We start from the raw sequence: 19,977 nt of genomic DNA, 5'->3' as shown, positions 1-19,977 counted from the left end.
CGCATGAGTTACGTGTATCGGCGGCGTTGGCGCTCCGGCGATGCAGAGGGGCATATCCTGCCGCTGATCAATATCGTCTTCCTGCTGCTGTCGTTTTTTCTCATCGCGGGCCAGATCACGAAAAGGGCGCCGGTGGACGTCAGCCCGCCAGTCTCTGACAGCGACGCCAAGGACAGAAACAATGCGTCGACCATTCAGGTCGATTCAGACGGCAGGGCCACGATAGACGGTCAGCCCTTGTCTGAAGGGAACCTGGCAGCACTGCGGGCGGATGGGACAGTTGTTCCGGAACCGCTGCGCGTACATGCAGATGCGGCCGCTTCCGCAGTGGCGGTGCTGCGTGTCCTCCAGAAAGCGCGAGAAGCGGGCTGGCAGAAGATCGAACTGGTCACAATGCGATCGGGGTCATGAGACAGACTCCGATCGCCTGGACCGTTGCCCTCATTCTGGCGATTGGGCTGCACGGTCTCGCATTTGTCGGGTTTTCTGCCCGTCCCGATGATGGGGCGGAGGATCTGGGGACCGGCGGACAGAATGTCTCGATCACGATGATTGCGTCTCTCGCCGGAGGCGATGCCGGCGAGATGAACGAGCCGAACGAACCGGCGGAGCGAGCTTTGGAGGCCCCATCGGGCGACCCAGCCGAGGAAAACGCCCCGCCGTCCAGTATAGCCGCGCCGGAATCGCTGCCCGAGCCGGAGCCGCTGCCCGAGCCGGAGCCGCTGCCTGATCCGGAACCGCTGCCCGAGCCGGAACCGCTGCCCGAGCCGGAACCGCTGCCCGAGCCGGAACCGCTGCCCGAGCCGGAACCGTTGCCCGAGCCGGAACCGTTGCCCGAGCCGGAACCGTTGCCCGAGCCGGAACCGTTGCCCGAGCCGGAACCGTTGCCCGAGCCGGAACCGTTGCCCGAGCCGGAACCGTTGCCCGAGCCGAAATCCGCCTTTCTGCCGCGTCCGGAACCGCCGGATCGGGAGCCCGCCAAGCCGCAGCCCGAGCGGCCGCCGAAGCCGGTTGCTCCGAACGACATTGCCGATGCCACTGCGCCGGAATTGGCACAGCCTCGACCTCAAGCTGCTGAAACCGAAGAGGTCGCGGATTCGCCCGAGTCCGAGTTGGTGCGGAACGCTGCCGCACCCTCCGTGGCCGGGCCGGTGAGCGCCGGCACGGCGCAGAAGGCGCCGGTCGGTCAGGCGCAGGATGCGCGCACCAATGAGGGCGGGGATGTCGTGGTCGCACCGTCCCCGAACTACATCACCCAACTGCGCTACTGGCTGGAGCGTCACAAGACATATCCGAAACAGGCTCGTCGCAAGCGCATGCAGGGTGTGGTGGTTGTCGCCTTCCGGGTCTTCCGGGACGGCCGCATCGACAACGCTACGATCCGGGACAGGTCCGAGCACGGCCCGCTGAACGAAGAGGCCATGGCGATGCTGGTGCGCGCCGCGCCGCTTCCGGCCTTTCCGGAATCGATGAAGGGGAACTATCTCGACCTCGTCATTCCGGTCGAGTTTTCACTCCGCGGAAATCAGTAACCGTCAGCGTCTGCATCCGGATGGCGCTATGCCGAACATGCGCTTGAAGGCGGTGGAGAAGCTGGCGGGGTTGTCGTAGCCCGCCAGATAGGCGGCCTCGCTGACTCGCTTTCCGTCCAACTCGAGCCAGTCGCGTGCCGCGATCAGCCGCTGTTCGCGAATGAAGGCGCCGATCGTCATTTTGTAGGTCGACTTGAAGGCGCTTTGCATCGAACCGACGCTCATGCCCATTGCTGCGGCAATGGCAGCCAGCGGCAGGGGAGAGGCCACGTTGTCCAGGATGTACTGTCGGACCTGTTGTGCCCTTCCGGCCTCGGTCAGGCTGGGGTCGGTGGTCTGGTCTGTTTCGTTTCCCCGATTCAGGATGTGGCGGAATGCTTCATAGACGATTTCGGTGGCCTTTGCTTCCGCCGACAGGACCCTCAGTACCGGAAGATCCTGCGTCGGGTTGATCAACTGCTCGGCCAGCGTCTGAACGTGGCGCGAGGGACGCCAGGTTCCGATGGCCCTGTGCCGGACCAGACAATCGGGGGAGGGGGTATCGTTATCCGCCAGATCTCTCAGGACAGTCTGAACCCATTCGCGCGGTATGCCGATGATCACCTTGCGAATGTGGGCACCGCGTTTCGACCGGCGCCGGATCACTGTCTCGTCCGTCAGGTTCCAGTATTGGCCGATTGGCTCTGACCCGGTGCCCAGCGTCATCGGGCGGTCACCCAGCCAGGTGTCCAGACTGCCCTCCAGCACGATGGCCACGACGAAGGCGGCCTGCATTTGCCAACTCGCGTCGGTATCGACGGTACCGGTGGTATCCGTGACATGGATTGCCAATCCCGACGGGGCGAGAATGTTGTTCATGCGCCCGCGGATCACGGTTCGGTCCACCTGGCCGTCGTCCGCCGATATGCGAAAGCCCGTGGCACGTGTCGCTTCCGACGTGCGCCGAAGGGCGGACAGGCTGACATCGCCTTCGAAAGAAACCGCCGTATTGCATGTGCCAGAACTGCCGGCGCCCGTCATTCGGTCTGCCTTGATATGCCATTGGTTCGGGCATGCTCCATACCCGCAGTCACAGGTATAGTGTTATTGCGAATTATTCGCAAAAGAAAAATATCGATATTCTTTTCTGCGTCAGGGAGGTCTGATCCGCTCTTGGGAGAGGATCAGGATTGTGCGGCCATCCAGTTGTCGAGAGCGGCCTTCTCCGCCTCGCTCAGGCGAAGGCCAAGCTTCGTGCGCCGCCACAGGACGTCGTCTGCGGTTCTGGCCCATTCGGACTGCATGAGATGGGTCACTTCCGCCGCATAGAGGTCCGCCCCGAAATGGGGGCCGAGGTCGTCCGTTGACTTTGCTTCCCCGAGAATGGCCGGGGTCAGGGACCCATAGTGTCGGACCATTCGATCGATCAGGGATGCAGGCATGGCAGGATACTGCCTGCAGAGATCTTCCATCAGGCGCCCTGCGCCCTCCGCCGGAAAGTCGCCGCCGGGTAACGGCGCGTCCGCCGTCCAGCTGCCGCCCCGGCTACCGAGGCGTGCCTCGATTTTCTCCAGCATGCTTTCGGCCAGCCGCCGGAACGTGGTGATCTTGCCGCCGAAGACATTGATCAAGGCGGGCTCGTCCTCCGCACCGTCCACGCGCAGCACATAGTCGCGCGTCGCTTCCTGGGCGGCACTGGCCCCGTCATCGAAGAGCGGGCGGACACCGGAATAGGTCCACACGATATCGTCGCGGCCGACCGGTTGCTTGAAATAGTCGCTGGCACCGGCCAGCAGGTAGTCGGTTTCAGCGTCGGATATGCCATACTCATCCAGATCGCCGTCGAAATCCCGGTCCGTGGTGCCGATCAGGGTGAAGTCCTGCTCATAGGGGATGGCGAAGAAGATGCGCTGGTCGCTGTTCTGGAAGATGTAGCACCGGTCATGATCGAACAGTTTGCGGGTCACGATATGACTGCCCTGCACAAGCCGTACATTGTGGGCGCCGTTGTCTCCCGCTGCCCCGCGCAGCAGCCGGTCGACCCAGGGGCCCGCGGCATTCACGACCAGACGCGCCCGGCAGGTCCGGGTGTCGCCGGACACCGTGTCGCGCAGTTCGATCTCCCATAGGCCGTCCCGGCGGGTCAGACGGATGCATTCCGTTCGGGTCATGATGTCGGCGCCCCGGTCCGCCGCATCGCGCGCATTCAGGATCGTCAGCCGCGCATCCTGAACCCAGCAGTCCGAGTACTCGAAGCCGCGCGTGAATTCGTCCTTGAGCGGCGCCCCGGCCGGGTGATCACGCAGATTGAGGGCCTTCGTCGGCGGCAGCAGCTTCCGGCCGCCGAGGTGATCGTAAAGAAACAGGCCGAGGCGCAGCAGCCAGGCAGGCCGCAATCCGCTGTGATGCGGCAGCACGAAACGCAGGGGCCAGATGATGTGCGGTGCATTGCGCCACAGGGTCTCACGCTCCATCAGGGATTCGCGCACCAGCCGGAACTCATAATGTTCGAGATAGCGCAACCCGCCGTGGATCAGCTTGGTCGAGCCGGATGACGTTCCCTTGGCCAGATCCTCCTTCTCGCACAAACCGACGGAGAAGTCGCGACCGACGGCGTCGCGGGCGATGCCGCATCCGTTGATGCCGCCACCGACGATGAAGATGTCGTAAGGAGATGTATCGTTGCTCATCAGGGTACGGACCTCAGTCGCTTTCGGTGTCGGGCGCGCCGCAGATTTCGACGGTAACGTCGTTCTCGCGGCAGATCGCTGCCAGGGAAGGGGGAAGGGGCGAGTCGGTGACCAGGACATCGATTTCGGACAGGTGCCCGATTCGAACCGGCGCGCGTCGATCGAACTTCATGCTGTCTGCGACCAGAATCGTCTGACGCGCCTGCCGCATGATCTCCTGCGAGACCCGGACCTCGCGGTAGTCGTAGTCCAGTAGCACACCGTCGGAATCGATCGCCGATGCCCCGATGATCGCATAGTCGACACGGAACTGCCGAATGAACTCGACCGCACTTTCACCGACGATTCCGCCATCCGTCGACCGGACGATCCCGCCTGCGACGATGACCTCGATGTTTTCCGCGCCGCGCAGGAGGTTCGCTACGTTCAGGTTGTTCGTCACCACCATCATGCCCTGATGCGTTCGCAGGGCCTGGGCGACCTGTTCTGTTGTCGTGCCGATATTCAGGATCACGGCGCAGTTTTCCGGAATCAGCGCGGCGGTTCGCACACCGATCCGCCGTTTCTCTTCCTCTGCCAGAACCCTGCGTGAGTCATAGGCGTAGTTGCTTGCACCGGAAGGGTAGAGCGCGCCGCCGTGGATGCGTTGTAAAAGTTTGCGGTCGCACAACTCATTGAGATCCTTGCGGATCGTCTGGACGGAGACCTCATACGCCTCTGCCAGGGAGTCCACCTGTACCCGACCGCGTTCGCGGGCGAGGGTCAGAATCTGGGCCTGTCGGGGCGAGAGGGGTTCCATTCGGTTTACTTTCGTTTTCTTTCGGATTGCGCCCTTTCGATCTCAATACCACAAATTTTGATCGTTTCTAGCAAAAAATAAGCAATTTAGTTTTCGTATTGACGTGCTTTTGGTTTCGTTTGATAGTGCGCCCATAAAACCGACTAGGGAGGTACCCCAGAATGCGAAACCAACTGATCGCATCTGTTGCGGTCGCTGCGGCTCTCGCTTTCGCTGGCAACGCGGTTGCCGGTGAAGAGGAAGCCAAGAAATGGATCGAGGAGGAGTTCCAGCCCTCGACCCTTTCGGCCGACGAGCAGATGGAAGAAATGCGGTGGTTCATCAAAGCCGCCGAACCGTTCAAGGGCATGGAAATCAACGTGCTGTCGGAAACCATTCCGACGCATGAATATGAATCGAAGGTCCTGACAAAGGCGTTCGAGGAAATCACCGGAATCAAGGTGAACCATCAGCTGCTCGGCGAGGGCGAGGTGGTGCAGGCGGTTCAGACGCAGATGCAGACGAACCGGAACCTGTACGACGCCTATGTCAACGACAGTGACCTGATTGGCACCCATTCGCGTCTGCAACTCGCCGTCAATCTGAGCGACTTCATGGCAGGCGACGGCGCTGACGTCACGAACCCGATGCTGGATCTCGACGACTTCATGGGCAAGTCGTTCACGACCGGTCCGGACGGCAAGCTGTACCAGCTTCCCGATCAGCAGTTCGCGAACCTCTACTGGTTCCGCAAGGACTGGTTCGACCGCGAAGACCTGCAGGCGCAGTTCAAGGAAATCTACGGCTACGACCTCGGCGTTCCGGTCAACTGGTCGGCCTATGAGGACATCGCCCAGTTCTTCAGCGAGCACGTCAAGGAAATCGACGGCGTCCGCGTTTACGGTCACATGGATTATGGCAAGCGCGCACCCGATCTGGGCTGGCGCATGACCGATGCCTGGCTGTCCATGGCGGGTGCCGGCTCGAAAGGTCTGCCGAATGGCCGTCCGATCGACGAATGGGGCATCCGGATGGAAGCGGACAGCTGCAATCCGGCCGGCGCGTCGGTGTCTCGCGGTGGCGGCACGAACGGCCCGGCGGCGGTCTATGCGATCCGCAAGTGGGACGAATGGCTGCGCAACTACGCCCCTCCGGGCGCCGCGGATTACGACTTCTATCAGTCGCTGCCGGCGCTCAGCCAGGGTAACGTTGCCCAGCAGATTTTCTGGTACACCGCCTTCACGGCGTCGATGGTTGCCCCGAAAGCCGACGGCAACAACACGGTCGACGATGCCGGCAAGCCGCTTTGGCGCATGGCGCCGTCCCCGCACGGACCGTACTGGGAGGAAGGCCAGAAGCTGGGCTATCAGGACGCCGGTTCCTGGACCCTGTTCAAGTCGACCCCGATCGACCGTCAGAAGGCGGCCTGGCTGTATGCCCAGTTCGTCGTGTCGAAGACCGTCGACGTCCGCAAGAGCCATGTCGGCCTGACCTTCGTTCGGGACAGCACGGTGCGTCACCAGAGCTTTACCGACCGCGCGCCGAATCTGGGCGGTCTGGTCGAGTTCTATCGTTCGCCGGACCGGGTCAACTGGACCCCGACGGGCGTCAACGTGCCGGATTATCCGAAGCTGGCGCAGCTGTGGTGGCAGAATATCGGGGACGTGAACTCCGGTACCTTCACGCCGCAGGAAGCCATGGACCGTCTCGCCGGTGAGATGGACCAGGTGATGTCCCGCATGCAGCGCGCGGACGAGGCGAACAACACCTATGGCGGATGCGGTCCGCGTCTGAATGACGAAAAAGACCCGAGCGAATGGCTCGGCAAGGGTGGCGCCAAGGCCAAGCTCGACAACGAGAAGCCGCAGGGGAAAACTATCTCCTACGACGAACTCGTGAAGCGTTGGGCCGAAAACTGATCCCGATTTAGGGATCCGCTTGGCCGGTCCGGAGGGTTTGCTCTTCCTCGCCCTCCGGACCGTGCCGGCTCACGGAAAATCCTGTAAATTCGTTTGTACCTTTCTCACACGCGGTTGAGAGACGGAGTCCTATGACCCTAGAACTGAGACAAATCGCCAAGACGGTGGACGGTTCGGTGCATATTCACCCGACCGATCTGACCTTCGAACCGGGGAGCTTCAACATCCTCCTCGGCACGACACTGGCGGGGAAGACGACGCTGATGCAGCTGATGGCCGGCCTGGACCGTCCGACCGGCGGGTCGCTGCACTTCAACGGGAAGGATGTGACCGGGATGCGGGTGCAGGACCGCAACGTGTCCATGGTCTATCAGCAGTTCATCAACTATCCGAACTTTACCGTCTTCGAGAATATCGCATCGCCCCTGCGCGTGGCGCGGCGGAATGAACGCGAGATTAAGGAGCGGGTCGGGCGCATGGCGGAACTGCTGAAGCTGACCCCGATGCTCGACCGCCGCCCGTCGGAACTTTCCGGCGGCCAGCAGCAGCGCTGCGCGATGGCGCGGGCGCTGGTGAAATCATCGGATCTGGTCCTTCTGGATGAGCCGCTGGCCAACCTGGATTTCAAGCTGCGCGAGGAATTGCGCGACGAACTGCCGAAACTGTTCGCCGATCGGGACTGCGTCGTCGTCTATGCGACCACTGAGCCGACCGAGGCGCTGCTGTTGGGCGGCAAGACGGCGACCATGCATGAAGGCAGCGTGACCCAGTTCGGCCCGACCGGCGAGGTCTACCGCCGACCGAAGGATGTGATCAGTGCCAGCGTGTTCTCGGAACCGCCGATCAATACGGCGACCATCCGCAAGACCGGCGGAAAGGTCGATCTCGGCGGGGGCGCGCAATGGGATACTCCGGCGGTGCTTTCCAACCGACCGGACGGTGAATATCGCATCGGCCTGCGCCCACATCATGTCCTGCCGGAGCGAAAGAGCGATTCAATGGTCCGGGTTCAGGGCAAGGTGCTGGTGACGGAACTCAGCGGTTCCGAAAGCACTGTCCATTTCATGGTGGGTGACGAGACCTGGGTTTCCCTGGCGCATGGCATTCATTCGTTTGATGTCGGTGCGACGGCGGAACTCTATGCCGATGTTGTCCACGCATTCTATTTCGGCCCCGATGGCGGCCTGATCGCGGATTGAGGAGGGAGCCATGGCGAAGATTACCCTCGACGGCATCCGCCACAGCTATATGGATGCGCCCCAGACCGATGCGGACTGGGCGCTGAAGCAGGTCGATGTGACCTGGGACGACGGCGGGGCTTATGCACTGCTGGGACCGTCCGGCTGTGGCAAGACAACCTTGTTGAACATCATCTCCGGCCTGTTGCATCCGAAGCAGGGACGTATCCTGTTCGGCGATGAGGACGTGACCGGACTGGCCCCGGACCAGCGGCATCTGGCACAGGTGTTCCAGTTCCCCGTCGTCTACGACACGATGACGGTTTACGAGAACCTGGCATTTCCGCTGCGCAATCGCGGTGTCGACGCGACGATCATCGACAAGCGGGTGCGGGAGGTCGCAGATTTCATCGACATGACCGAGCGTCTGGATACCCGGGCCAAGGGGCTGACGGCGGATGGCAAGCAGAAGATCTCGCTGGGCCGCGGCCTGGTGCGTGAGGATGTGAACGTCATCATGTTCGACGAGCCGTTGACCGTCATCGACCCGCACCTGAAATGGCAACTGCGGTCGAAGCTGAAGGAACTGCATCAGCGGGTGCAGCGCACGATGATCTATGTGACGCACGATCAAACGGAGGCCCTGACCTTCGCGGATAAGGTCGTCGTGATGAATCTCGGCGAAATCGTTCAGATTGGCACGCCGGTCGACCTGTTCGAACGGCCGCAGCATACCTTCGTCGGGCACTTCATCGGTTCGCCGGGGATGAATGTTCTGCCCTGTGCCATCGATAATGGCAGTGCCATGTTCGCCGGCCAGAAGGTCTCGACCGTGAACAAGGCCGGCGGTGCGGGCGGTTCGATGGAAATCGGCGTCCGTCCTGAATTCGTCCGGCTGACGCAGGACGGTCTGCCCGCGACGGTCGTGAAGGTCGCGGATGCCGGTCGTCACCGTATCGTCGAGACCCGCTGCGGCGATCAGATCGTACGCCTGCTGGTCGGCGAGGGTGAAGAGATACCGAGCGATTCCGTCCATCTGGAATTCGATCCGTCCAGCACGCGGATCTATGCCGACGGCTGGCTGGTCGAAGGGGAGGCAGGTCGATGAACAAGACCATCAATCAGAAGGCCTGGCTGTTCGTCTTGCCGGTCTTTGCGCTGGTCGCGTTCAACGCGATCATTCCGCTGATGACCGTCGTGAATTATTCGGTTCAGGAAACATTCGGCGACAACACCTTCTTCTGGTCGGGCGTGTTGTGGTTCGAGGAGATACTGACGTCCGAACGTTTCCACGACAGCCTGGGTCGTCAGCTGCTCTTCACCTTCTCGATCCTGGCGATCGAAGTGCCGCTTGGCATTGCCATTGCGCTGACCATGCCGCGCAAGGGGCCGTTCGTGCCGGTCTGCCTGGTGCTGATGGCGCTGCCGCTGCTGATTCCGTGGAACGTCGTCGGGGCGATGTGGAACATCTTCGCGCTGCCGGATATCGGGCTGCTGGGTTATTCTCTGAATGCCCTCGGCTTCGACTACAACTTCACGCGCCAGCCTGGCGATGCGTGGTTCACCCTGATCCTGATGGATGTCTGGCACTGGACGTCGCTGGTGGTGCTGCTGTCCTATGCGGGACTGGTGTCGATCCCCGACGCCTACTATCAGGCGGCAAAGATCGACGGGGCGGGGTCCTGGTCCATTTTCCGGCACATCCAGCTGCCCAAGATGAAGCGGGTGCTCACCATCGCGGTGCTGCTGCGCTTCATGGACAGTTTCATGATCTATACCGAGGCGTCGGTGCTGACCGGCGGCGGCCCGGGCAACTCGACGACGGTTCTGTCCATCGACCTCGTCAAGATCGCGCTCGGTCAGTTCGACCTGGGCCCGGCGGCGGCGATGTCGCTGATCTACTTCCTGATCATCCTGGCGCTGAGCTGGGTTTTCTACACGCTGATGATGCGCAACGAGGATTCGTGATGCGACGCAGAAACTGGATCGTCCCGACGGCCTATATCGTCTTCCTGATGCTGCCGATCTACTGGCTGGTGAACATGTCGTTCAAGACCACCAACGAGATCCTCGGCGGGTTCAGCCTGTATCCCAAGGAATTCACGCTGGACAATTACATCACCATCTTCACCGACCCGACCTGGTATACCGGCTATCTCAACTCGCTGGCCTATGTCGGGATCAACACGGTGCTGTCCGTGGCGGTGGCCTTGCCGGCAGCCTATGCCTTCAGCCGCTATCGCTTCATCGGTGACAAGCATCTGTTCTTCTGGCTGCTGACCAACCGGATGGCGCCGCCGGCCGTCTTTGCGCTGCCGTTCTTTCAGCTCTATTCGGCGGTCGGCCTGTTCGACACGCATATCGCGGTCGCGCTGTCCCATACGCTGTTCAACATTCCGCTGGCGGTCTGGATCCTGGAGGGCTTCATGTCCGGGGTGCCGAAGGAACTGGACGAGACTGCCTATGTCGACGGGCATTCCTTCTGGGGCTTCTTCCTGAAGATCTTCATTCCGACGATTGCGGCGGGGATCGGCGTCGCCTGCTTCTTCTGCTTCATGTTCTCATGGGTTGAGCTGCTGCTGGCCAAGACGCTGACGGCGGTGGAGGCGAAACCGATCGCGGCGACAATGACACGAACCGCCAGTACCTCCGGCTACGAGCTGGGGCTGCTGGCGGCAGCGGGCACACTGACGATCGTGCCGGGTGCATTTGTCATCTACTTCGTGCGAAACTACATTGCCAAGGGCTTCGCCCTGGGCCGCGTGTAACGGAAAGGCGATACGGAAATGCTGACATGGATGGCATGGACCTGGCCGACAGCGGCGTTCTTCGCCTTCATCGCGGTCTGCCTGATCACGATGACGGTGCTGGAACTGCGCAATCCGGGGGGCGCGCCGCGTCGCGGCGTCCTGGGACTGGATACGACCCGTGGTGACCGGTTGTTCATCTGGCTCCTGGGCAGCGCCTTCATCTTTCTGGCCTGGCTGGGCCTCGTCGGAACGCCGCTCTGGGCGCCGCTGGCGATCGCGCTGGTCTATGGCTTCAGTGTCTTTCGCTGGGTGTGATCGATCGTGGTCGTCAAACGCATCGGTCTGGTTGCCCACGACGCCCGCAAGGCGGATCTGGTCGAATGGGCGAAGGCGCGCCGTGCGCTGCTGGCCCCGCATGAACTGATCGCCACCGGCACGACGGGTGGGGCACTGCGCGAAGCCACGGGGCTGGATATCGAGTGCATGAAAAGTGGCCCGCTTGGCGGCGATTCCCAGATCGGTGCGCGGATTGCCGAGGGCAAGCTGGACATACTCGTGTTCTTCACCGATCCCCTGTCGGCCCTCCCGCACGACGTGGACGTCAAGGCGCTGACCCGCCTGGCGACGCTGTACAACACCGTTCTGGCCTGCAATCGCGCCACCGCTGACTATGTCATCGAAAGCCCCTATCTGATACGGGAGTATCGGCATGGTGAGCTTCCGGGGACCTCCGAATGAAAGCAGTGACGGTCGGCTCTGCGACGGTCGACGTGATCGCGACAGTGGACAGCGACGATATCGAGCGGATGACCCTGCATAACAGCACGGCCTCCTTTCTGTTGCTGGAGCCCGGCCGAAAGGTCGATGCGACCTCCGTCATTACCCAGACCGGAGGCGGCGCAATCAATGCGGCCATTTCCCTCAAACGTCTTGGCTTCGATGTATCGGCCCTGGTAAAGGTCGGGGATGACCACAATGCCGAAAAGGTCATTGATCGGCTGAACGAGGTCGGCGTCGGGACCGATCTGGTGCGCACCTGTGACCGGGAAGCGACGGCGGTATCTGTCATGATCGCGTCCCACGATCGAAACGCGGCCATCTTCACCCATCGCGGCGCCAACTGTTCGGTTACGGATACGGATGTCTCGGCGCAGTCCTTTGCCGGCGCCGATCTGGTTTATGTCACCAATCTCAGCAACCAGTCCGCGGACCGCTTTCCGGACATCGTGGCGCGGGCGAAGGTGGCCGGCGCGTTTGTCGCCGCCAATCCGGGAATCCGGCAATTGACCGGCAAGACCGCGCCCTTCTTCGACAGTCTGCCGAACATCGACCTTTTCACCTGCAACTTCGAAGAGGCCCGGGCGCTGGTGCCGGCGATGATGGAACGCACGGGCTGGGACCGAGAGACGGAAGCTGCGCCGCCCGATGCCCCGGTGCTGGAGATCGAAGGATTTCGTCTGCCATTGACGGCTTGGTTCAGAAGGGTCCATGCCTTCGGGCCGCGTTATGCCGCGATCACAAATGGCGGGGATGGGGCTTTCCTTTCCGACGGCCGCTCGGTCCATCTGGAGCCGGCACGCAAGGCAAATGTGGTCGGTACGGCCGGGGCGGGCGATGCGTTCGCGTCCACACTGGCCGCTTCCCTCGTAAAGGGTCTTCCGCTTCCGGAAGCGGCCGCCATGGCAGCGGCGAATGCAGCGTCGGTCGTGGCGCATGTCGATACGCAATCCGGTCTAAAGACCTGGGAACAGCTGCAGGACGATATCGCTTGATCCTGTAGGCACAGCCCCTAGAAAAGGGGCATGTTCACTTTCGCCGCCGCCGTCTTCTTTCTGATCATCACCCCCGGGCCCGGTGTTCTTTCCGCCGCCGGCGTCGGTGCGGGATACGGGCTCGGCGCGGGAACGCGCTATGTTGCCGGATTGTGCGTCGGAACCAATCTGGTGGCGTTGGCGGTCGTGACGGGTGTCGCTGCCTTCGTGTTGGCGGAACCGGCGATCCGGACCGTTCTGCTCTACGCCTCCGTGGCTTACCTTCTCTACCTGGCGGCCCGTATCGCCCTGGCCGGCGCAAAGGTCGCCTTCATCGAGCGCAGCAAGCCGCCCGGATTTCTGGGGGGCATTACGCTTCAGATCATCAATCCGAAGGCCTATGCGGTGAACACGACACTGTTCTCCGGATTTGCCTTCATGCCCGCCGACCCATTGGCCGAGACACTGATCAAGTTTGCCATCATGAATGCGATCTGGATTCCAATCCACTTCCTCTGGGTTGGTGCGGGAATCTGGCTGCATCGCCTCGATCTGCCTCAGCGTGTGCAGTTCGCGATCAACGTTCTGATGGCCCTGTCGATGCTGGCTGTCGTTGCGCTGGCCCTGCTGGCGCAGCAGTAACAATTGTTCCGTCCCGCGCGGCTGCTAATCTGCGGGCATGAACATCCAGACGCACAGATACTTTTCTGTCCGGCGGGGCGGGCTTTCCTTGCTGGCCCTGGTGTCCGCATGTCTCGTGTCGGCCATGATCCTGTTTGCTGCCCATACGGTGATCCGGGGCTGGCAGTTGAGAGAGCTTGGTGAACATGCGCGTGGGGCGCTGGATCTCTACACAACGGAATTGGGACTAACCCTGGCGCGGTTCGAATCGGCGCCGAAGCTGATCGCCCGACATCCCGATGTCATGACATTCCTTTCCGGCGACAGGGGGGCCCCGAAGTCAGACGCGTTGAACCGGTTGCTGGAACGACTGAATGACGAGATCGGCGCCTCGGATGTCTATGTCATGGACACGACCGGGTTGACCCTGGTTGCCAGCAACTGGCGGTCCGAAAAGACATTTATCGGGAAAAGTTTCGAATACCGGCCCTACTTCACCGATGCGATGGCGGGGGAAAACGGACGCTTTTTCGGTTTGGGAACAACATCGGGCGTGCGCGGACACTACTTCTCGGCGCCGGTGCGCTCGGCCAACGGCGAGATTGTCGGTGTCGTGACCGTCAAGGTTCCCAGCGCGCCATTGGAAAGCCTCTGGTCCGGGCCGGGGCGCCTGATCGTCACGGATGAATTCGGGATCGTGTTCCTGTCCAGTGATCGGGCATGGCTTTACGGTGGCATGCGTCCGATGACGGAAACCGAACGCGCGCGGCTGATTGCCACCAAGCGCTACGACCTGGCCAGCGTGCGACTTTTGCCGATTGAAACGCAGCCAGGCGCCGAAAACGCCGTCCTTATCCGGCAGGCCGATGCCGTGGGCCCCAGCCTGCTTCAGGGCGATCACCTGATGGTGTCGCGCGGTGTGCCCGTTATGGCCGCTCAAGGGGCGGTCATCGTTCCCACGCGGGATGCATTGTTCCGGACCTGGATGCTGACCATGCTGAGCGGATTTGCCGTGGCCAGCCTCTGGCTGGTTGCCCTGGCACTGGTTCAGTATCGCAGCAATCTGGCGCAGCGCCGCCGTTTCGAGGATGAAAGCCGGCAGCAGCTGGAAACCTGGGCCGCGGAACTGGAAGCCCGTGTGGCGGAACGCACCGCGGCGCTCAGCGCCAGCAACGAGGCGCTGTCTGTGGAGATCGCCGAGCGGGAACGGATGGGCCATGAACTGCGTGAGACGCAGTCCGACCTGATCCAAGCGGAAAAGATGGCCGCATTGGGCGAGATCTCCGCCGGGATCAATCACGAACTGAACCAGCCACTTGGCGCCGTGCGCGCCTATGCCGATAACGCGGTGAAGTTCCTGACCCGCGGTGATACCGGAAAGGTCGCGGAAAACCTGAAGGAGATCGCAGATCTGTGCGACCGGATGGGCCGTATCGTCCGGGACCTCAAGATCTACAGCCGCAAGGATCCGGTTTCCGTGGAACCGATCGGTCTGCGGGAAACCGTGGCGGCGGCGTTGCGCATCGTCCGGCACCGGCTGTCGGACCTGAAGGTTTCCGTATCCGGGCTGGATGATGTTCCCGACATCGCCGTTGTCGCGGCCGAAACCGGACTGACGCAGGTTCTGACCAACCTGTTCAGCAATGCGGCGGATGCCATGTCGGAAGGGGATGGCCCGAGGCGTCTGGACCTCTTCGCCTCCGTGGATGATGAGACTGTCATCCTGACACTCAAGGATTCAGGGCCCGGGATACCGGACACTGCGCTGGATCGGCTGTTTGACCCCTTCTTTTCCACCAAGAAGGGGGAAAAGGGTTTGGGGCTCGGGCTCGCAATCTCGCGCAAGGTCATGCGCGGTTTCGGCGGGGACCTGTCGGCCAGGAACGATCCGGCGGGGGGCGCGCAGTTCAGCCTCGTTCTGAAACGGACCGACGGGCAGGCGGCGACCGTCAGAAAGACCGGCACATGACCGATTGTATCGTTTTGCTGATCGAGGATGATCCCGACCTGCGCGCTGCCTGCAGCCAGGCCCTGGAACTGGAGGACATCCCGGTTCGCGCCCTGTCCGATGCGGAATCCGCACTGATCGAAATCGGATCGGACTTTGCCGGGATTCTGGTCAGTGACGTTCGATTGCCAGGAAAATCGGGACTGGATCTGCTGTCGGAAGTCCGCAAGCGGGATTCCGAAATTCCGGTCATTCTCATGACCGGTCACGGCGATATCGCCATGGCGGTGTCGGCGATGCGGGATGGGGCCTATGACTTCATCGAGAAGCCGTTTGCCCCGGAACGGCTGGTGGAGGCGGCGCAACGGGCGCGGGAGAAGCGGTCGCTGATCCTGGAAAACCGCGCCTTCCGCGCGCAGGTCGCCCGTGCCGAAGGCATGGAAGCACGCTTGATCGGGGTATCGAAAGGGGCGGATCGACTGCGTCGTCAGATCGCCGCCGTGGCGGCGAGCGACGCCGATGTCCTTCTGCTCGGTGAAACCGGAACCGGAAAGGAAGTCGCCGCCCGCTGCCTGCATGATTTCGGTCCACGCGCGGGTCGTCCCTTCGTTGCGATCAATTGCGGTGCCCTGCCGGCCACGGTGGTGGAGAGCGAGATTTTCGGGCATGCGCGCGGGGCATTCACGGGGGCGGCCCAGCGACGCGTCGGCAAATTCGAGGCGGCAAACGGGGGGACGGTCTTCCTCGATGAGATCGAGAGCATGCCCCTGGATGTTCAGGTCAAACTGCTGAGGGTTCTGCAGGAGCGTGTGGTGGAGCCGCTGGGCGAAAACCGTCAGGTTCCGATCGATATCCGGATCGTCGCGGCGACCAAGGCGGACCTGAAGGATGAAGTCGCAGCGGGCCGTTTTCGGGAAGATCTTCTGTATCGCCTGGATGTGGTGACGATCCAGATTCCGCCACTTCGGGACCGGATAGAGGATGTTCCGGTCCTGTTTGAGCATTTCGTGACCGCTTGCGCAAAGCGTCGCCATATGGAGGCCCCATCGCCTGACGCGGCCAACCTCATCTCACTTCAGGCCGAAACCTGGCCCGGGAACATTCGGGAACTGAGGAACCGGGCGGAGCGCTATACCCTGGGGCTGGACGACATGCCGGACGACCCGGCCGGGAACCGTCCGAAATCCCTGCCGCAGCGGCTGGAGGCCGTCGAACGAGCGGAGATCATCGCCGCACTGCGACGCTACAAGGGTTCCGTGAAGCAGACGCATACCGCCTTGGGGATCGGTCGGAAGACACTCTACGAGAAGTTTCAGAAGCACGGTATCGATCAGACGCAGTTCAAGGATGACTGAGATATTGTATGATTGTCCACACATGGCGTTCTGCATGTGTGTGGATTTCCGCACATGTGTGTGAATGCCTGATTTGTGCGTTTGCGGAAAAGGGGTTGCGTTTCAAAGTAATAGAACGCGTTTTCAAGCTCGAAACCGCGCACCCGAAACTGGCACATCATTTGCCACTGGATGCGCGGACCCGTCGGCAAGCCGGCCGGTCGGGGGCATGCCGGACGTTTCAACAGGGGCGTCGGGCCATAAAGAAATCCACTGGGAGGTAACGACCATGCGTAAACTCATGACCGCGGCCGCTGCGGCTGCCGTAACCGCTTTCATGGCGTCCGCGCCGGCACAGGCGCAGGATGCCTGTCAGGAAGGCGAAGTCGTCATCAAGTTCAGCCACGTCACCAACACCGACAAGCACCCGAAGGGTATTGCCGCGTCCCTGCTGGAGCAGCGCGTCAATGAAGAGATGGACGGCAAGGCCTGCATGATCGTCTATCCGAACTCGCAGCTTTACGATGACAACAAGGTTCTGGAAGCCCTGTTGCTGGGCGATGCCCAGATGGCTGCGCCGTCGCTGTCGAAGTTCGAGAAGTTCACCAAGAAATTCCGCATTTTCGACCTGCCGTTCCTGTTCGAGGACATCGCGGCGGTTGAGCGCTTCCAGAATTCCGAAGACGGCCAGGCGCTGAAATCCTCCATGAAGCGTAAGGGCCTGCTGGGTCTTGCCTTCTGGCACAACGGCATGAAGCAATTGTCGGCCAACAAGCCGCTGCTGAGCCCGTCCGATGCCGAGGGGCTTAAGTTCCGGATTCAGGCGTCCGACGTGTTGCAGGCCCAGTTCGAAGCCATCGGTGCGGTGCCGCAGAAAATGGCATTCAGCGAAGTCTACGGCGCGCTGCAGACCGGCGTTGTGGACGGTCAGGAAAACACTTGGTCGAACATCTACGGCAAGAAGTTCTTCGAGGTTCAGGACGGTGTGACCGAATCCAACCACGGCATCATCGACTATCTGGTCGTGACCTCGACGGAGTTCTGGGACGGCCTGGATGACGACGTCCGCGACCAGCTGGCGACGATCCTGAAGGAAGTCACCGAAACCCGTAATGCCGAATCGACCGCGATCAACGAGAAGAACAAGCAGTTGATCATCGAAGCCGGTGGCGAAGTCCGGACCCTGACGGCCGAACAGCGTGCCGCCTGGGTCGAAGCGATGAAGCCGGTCTGGGATCAGTTCGCCGATGATATCGGGGAAGATCTGATCGCAGCGGCTCAGTCCTACAACGCGGCGAACTGATCGCGTAGACTGTTTCGGTTCGGTGCCGGTGGCGGGTGTTCTTCGGAGCAAGTCCGCCACCGGTTCGGACGAACCGAATGGGACGTTCCCAATACTGTTTCGGCGGCCCGCCCGACATAAGAATCCTGGGGAAGACAGGCGGCGCCGGCCCGAACGACCGAAACCACGGGAAACGGGCCCGGGATTTGGGGGAGGACAATGCAAGCTCTCGGCAATTCGGTGACCAGGCTCGAAGAGATCCTGATCGCCCTTCTTCTTGGCGCGATGACGCTGATCACATTTGCGAACGTGGTATTGCGCTACGGTTTCGGCAGCGGCCTGCTGTGGGGACTGGAAGCCGTCGTCTTTCTGTTCGCGTGGCTGGTGCTTCTGGGCGCGTCGTATTGCGTCAAGATCAACGCCCATATCGGCGTCGATGCCTTCGTCGTCATGGCGCCCGCACCCTTGCGAAAGACGCTGACATTGCTGTCGGTCGCGGCCTGCCTGGCCTTTTCCATCCTGCTTCTGATCGGTGCCTGGAACTATTGGTGGCGCTTCGCCTCGTCGGCAGCCTTCCTTGAGGTGAACGACGTTCCGATGCCGGTTTTCCTGCAGTTTTTTGCAGATTGGCTGAATGAGGGCGAAGAATACGAGAAGATGCCCCGGTTCATCCCTTACTTTGTCCTGCCGCTCAGCATGGCTTTGCTGGCGCTGCGTTTCCTGCAGGCCGGATGGCGCGTCTACACCGGACGCCAGGACCTCATCATCGTCAGTCATGAAGCCGAGGACGCGGTTGAAGAAGCCGGTCGGTCCATGCGCGATTCCGAGAGGAACTGACCGCTATGGAAGCTCTACTGCTTTTTCTTCTGGTGATCGGCCTGCTGCTGATCGGGGTTCCGATTGCCGTGTCGCTGGGTCTATCCAGTATTCTGTTCCTGGTCGTCTATTCGGATGCGTCTCTGGCGTCAATCGCGCAGACCCTTTTCTCCGCCTTCGAAGGACACTACACGCTGCTGGCGATCCCGTTTTTCATCCTGGCATCGTCCTTCATGTCGACCGGTGGCGTGGCCAAGCGGATCATTCGTTTTGCGATCGCCTGCGTCGGGCATTTCCGGGGCGGCCTGGCGATTGCCGGGGTCTTCGCCTGCATGTTGTTCGCGGCCTTGAGCGGATCGTCCCCGGCGACGGTTGTCGCAATCGGGACGATCATCATCGCGGCCATGCGGCAGGTCGGATATACCAAGGAATTCGCGGCGGGCGTGATCTGCAACGCCGGCACGCTCGGCATCCTGATTCCGCCCTCCATCGTCATGGTCGTCTATGCCGCAGCGGTGGATGTGTCGGTCGGACGCATGTTCCTGGCCGGTGTCCTGCCCGGACTGCTGGCCGGACTGATGCTGATGGTCGGGATTTACATTTTTGCGCGGATCAAGAATCTGCCGGCCCAGCCCTTCGCCGGCATTCGGGAGATCCTTGTCGCCGGCAAGGATGCGTCCTGGGGGCTGTTCCTGATCGTTGTGATCCTGGGCGGAATCTACGGCGGCGTGTTCACACCGACGGAGGCGGCCGCCGTCTCCGCCGTCTACGCCTTCCTGGTCGCGAACTTCATCTATCGTGACATGGGCCCGTTCAAGGATGGCTTCCCCAGCAATCCCGTGGCGATCGTGACCGGAACCGTACGCAGCTTCTGGCATGAGGATACCCAGAAGACGTTGCTGGAAGCCGGCAAGCTGACGGTGATGCTGCTGTTCATCATCGCCAATGCGCTGATCCTGAAACACGTGCTGACCGAAGAGCAGATTCCGCAGTCCATCGCGGCAATGATGCTGGATGCCGGCTTCGGACCGGTCATGTTCCTGATCATCGTCAATGTGATCCTGTTGATCGGTGGTCAATTCATGGAGCCGTCGGGCCTGATTGTCATCGTCGCGCCGCTGGTCTTCCCGATTGCAATCCAGCTGGGAATCGATCCGATCCATCTGGGGATCATCATGGTGGTGAACATGGAAATCGGCATGATCACGCCACCGGTCGGGCTCAATCTGTTCGTGACCTCCGGTGTAGCGCAGATGCCGATGATGGATGTCGTGAGGGCGGCGCTGCCCTTCCTGGGCATCCTCTTCATCTTCCTGATCATCATCACCTATGTCCCGTGGGTGTCGACCTATCTGCCGACGACCTTCCTGGGGCCGGAGATCATCACACAATAGTCACG

19 protein-coding genes are annotated in these 19,977 nt (G+C 61.6%); 16 read left to right on the top strand and 3 right to left on the bottom strand.

Annotated elements, in window-relative coordinates; all coding sequences use genetic code 11:
• Positions 1-3: 3 nt before the first annotated feature.
• A complete protein-coding gene (locus R8L07_20350) occupies positions 4-411 on the top strand; it encodes a biopolymer transporter ExbD (GenBank protein ID MDW3207894.1) in 408 nt (135 codons plus the stop codon).
• Positions 408-1,532 (top strand): TonB family protein, encoded by a 1,125-nt coding sequence (locus R8L07_20345; GenBank protein ID MDW3207893.1) that lies wholly within the window; start codon positions 408-410, stop codon positions 1,530-1,532. The genes R8L07_20350 and R8L07_20345 overlap by 4 nt, the downstream gene beginning before the upstream one ends.
• A gap of 3 nt (positions 1,533-1,535) precedes the next feature.
• Here the strand turns inward: R8L07_20345 and R8L07_20340 are convergent, their stop codons facing one another.
• From R8L07_20340 to R8L07_20330, 3 genes are all read right to left on the bottom strand, one after another.
• Positions 1,536-2,552, bottom strand: coding sequence for an AraC family transcriptional regulator (locus R8L07_20340; protein MDW3207892.1), 1,017 nt, complete (start codon positions 2,550-2,552; stop codon positions 1,536-1,538).
• A 143-nt stretch (positions 2,553-2,695) separates the two neighbouring features.
• A complete protein-coding gene (glpD, locus tag R8L07_20335; GenBank protein ID MDW3207891.1) occupies positions 2,696-4,201 on the bottom strand; it encodes a glycerol-3-phosphate dehydrogenase in 1,506 nt (501 codons plus the stop codon).
• Positions 4,202-4,214: 13 nt separating this feature from the next.
• A complete protein-coding gene (locus R8L07_20330) occupies positions 4,215-5,000 on the bottom strand; it encodes a DeoR/GlpR family DNA-binding transcription regulator (protein ID MDW3207890.1) in 786 nt (261 codons plus the stop codon).
• Between the two features lie 161 nt (positions 5,001-5,161).
• Here R8L07_20330 and R8L07_20325 point away from each other — a divergent pair, with 161 nt between their 5' ends.
• From R8L07_20325 to R8L07_20260, 14 genes are all read left to right on the top strand, one after another.
• On the top strand, positions 5,162-6,898 hold the full coding sequence (locus R8L07_20325) for an ABC transporter substrate-binding protein (protein MDW3207889.1): 1,737 nt from the start codon (positions 5,162-5,164) through the stop codon (positions 6,896-6,898).
• A 131-nt stretch (positions 6,899-7,029) separates the two neighbouring features.
• Positions 7,030-8,097, top strand: coding sequence for an ABC transporter ATP-binding protein (locus tag R8L07_20320; GenBank protein MDW3207888.1), 1,068 nt, complete (start codon positions 7,030-7,032; stop codon positions 8,095-8,097).
• A gap of 10 nt (positions 8,098-8,107) precedes the next feature.
• On the top strand, positions 8,108-9,184 hold the full coding sequence (locus R8L07_20315) for an ABC transporter ATP-binding protein (GenBank protein ID MDW3207887.1): 1,077 nt from the start codon (positions 8,108-8,110) through the stop codon (positions 9,182-9,184).
• Positions 9,181-10,044: a sugar ABC transporter permease gene (locus R8L07_20310; GenBank protein ID MDW3207886.1), complete on the top strand. Its 864-nt coding sequence runs from the start codon at positions 9,181-9,183 to the stop codon at positions 10,042-10,044. The genes R8L07_20315 and R8L07_20310 overlap by 4 nt, the downstream gene beginning before the upstream one ends.
• A complete protein-coding gene (locus tag R8L07_20305) occupies positions 10,044-10,844 on the top strand; it encodes a carbohydrate ABC transporter permease (GenBank protein MDW3207885.1) in 801 nt (266 codons plus the stop codon). The genes R8L07_20310 and R8L07_20305 overlap by 1 nt, the downstream gene beginning before the upstream one ends.
• A gap of 18 nt (positions 10,845-10,862) precedes the next feature.
• Positions 10,863-11,141, top strand: a complete 279-nt coding sequence (locus tag R8L07_20300) for a DUF2160 domain-containing protein (protein ID MDW3207884.1) — start codon at positions 10,863-10,865, stop codon at positions 11,139-11,141.
• A 3-nt stretch (positions 11,142-11,144) separates the two neighbouring features.
• Positions 11,145-11,564, top strand: a complete 420-nt coding sequence (locus R8L07_20295) for a methylglyoxal synthase (GenBank protein ID MDW3207883.1) — start codon at positions 11,145-11,147, stop codon at positions 11,562-11,564.
• The gene (locus R8L07_20290; GenBank protein MDW3207882.1) at positions 11,561-12,598 is read left to right on the top strand and encodes a carbohydrate kinase family protein; all 1,038 of its coding nucleotides are present in this window, start codon (positions 11,561-11,563) and stop codon (positions 12,596-12,598) included. The genes R8L07_20295 and R8L07_20290 overlap by 4 nt, the downstream gene beginning before the upstream one ends.
• Before the next feature lie 30 nt (positions 12,599-12,628).
• Complete coding sequence (locus tag R8L07_20285; GenBank protein MDW3207881.1) at positions 12,629-13,219, top strand: LysE family transporter; 591 nt, start codon at positions 12,629-12,631, stop codon at positions 13,217-13,219.
• Between the two features lie 124 nt (positions 13,220-13,343).
• On the top strand, positions 13,344-15,167 hold the full coding sequence (locus R8L07_20280) for an ATP-binding protein (protein MDW3207880.1): 1,824 nt from the start codon (positions 13,344-13,346) through the stop codon (positions 15,165-15,167).
• Positions 15,164-16,501 carry a sigma-54 dependent transcriptional regulator gene (locus R8L07_20275; protein MDW3207879.1) on the top strand — a complete coding sequence of 446 codons (1,338 nt, stop codon included), beginning with the start codon at positions 15,164-15,166 and terminating at the stop codon, positions 16,499-16,501. Before R8L07_20280 ends, R8L07_20275 begins: the two co-directional genes overlap by 4 nt.
• A gap of 268 nt (positions 16,502-16,769) precedes the next feature.
• Complete coding sequence (locus tag R8L07_20270; GenBank protein ID MDW3207878.1) at positions 16,770-17,783, top strand: TRAP transporter substrate-binding protein; 1,014 nt, start codon at positions 16,770-16,772, stop codon at positions 17,781-17,783.
• 198 nt (positions 17,784-17,981) lie between these two features.
• Positions 17,982-18,599 carry a TRAP transporter small permease gene (locus tag R8L07_20265; GenBank protein MDW3207877.1) on the top strand — a complete coding sequence of 206 codons (618 nt, stop codon included), beginning with the start codon at positions 17,982-17,984 and terminating at the stop codon, positions 18,597-18,599.
• Positions 18,600-18,604: 5 nt separating this feature from the next.
• Positions 18,605-19,972, top strand: a complete 1,368-nt coding sequence (locus tag R8L07_20260) for a TRAP transporter large permease subunit (GenBank protein ID MDW3207876.1) — start codon at positions 18,605-18,607, stop codon at positions 19,970-19,972.
• The last annotated feature ends 5 nt before the right edge of the window (positions 19,973-19,977 follow it).

The organism is Alphaproteobacteria bacterium (assembly GCA_033344895.1).
Lineage (GTDB): Bacteria > Pseudomonadota > Alphaproteobacteria > UBA8366 > Aestuariispiraceae > Pacificispira.
The sequence above is the reverse complement of the archived record's forward strand: the minus strand, read 5'-3'. Positions and strand labels throughout refer to the sequence as shown.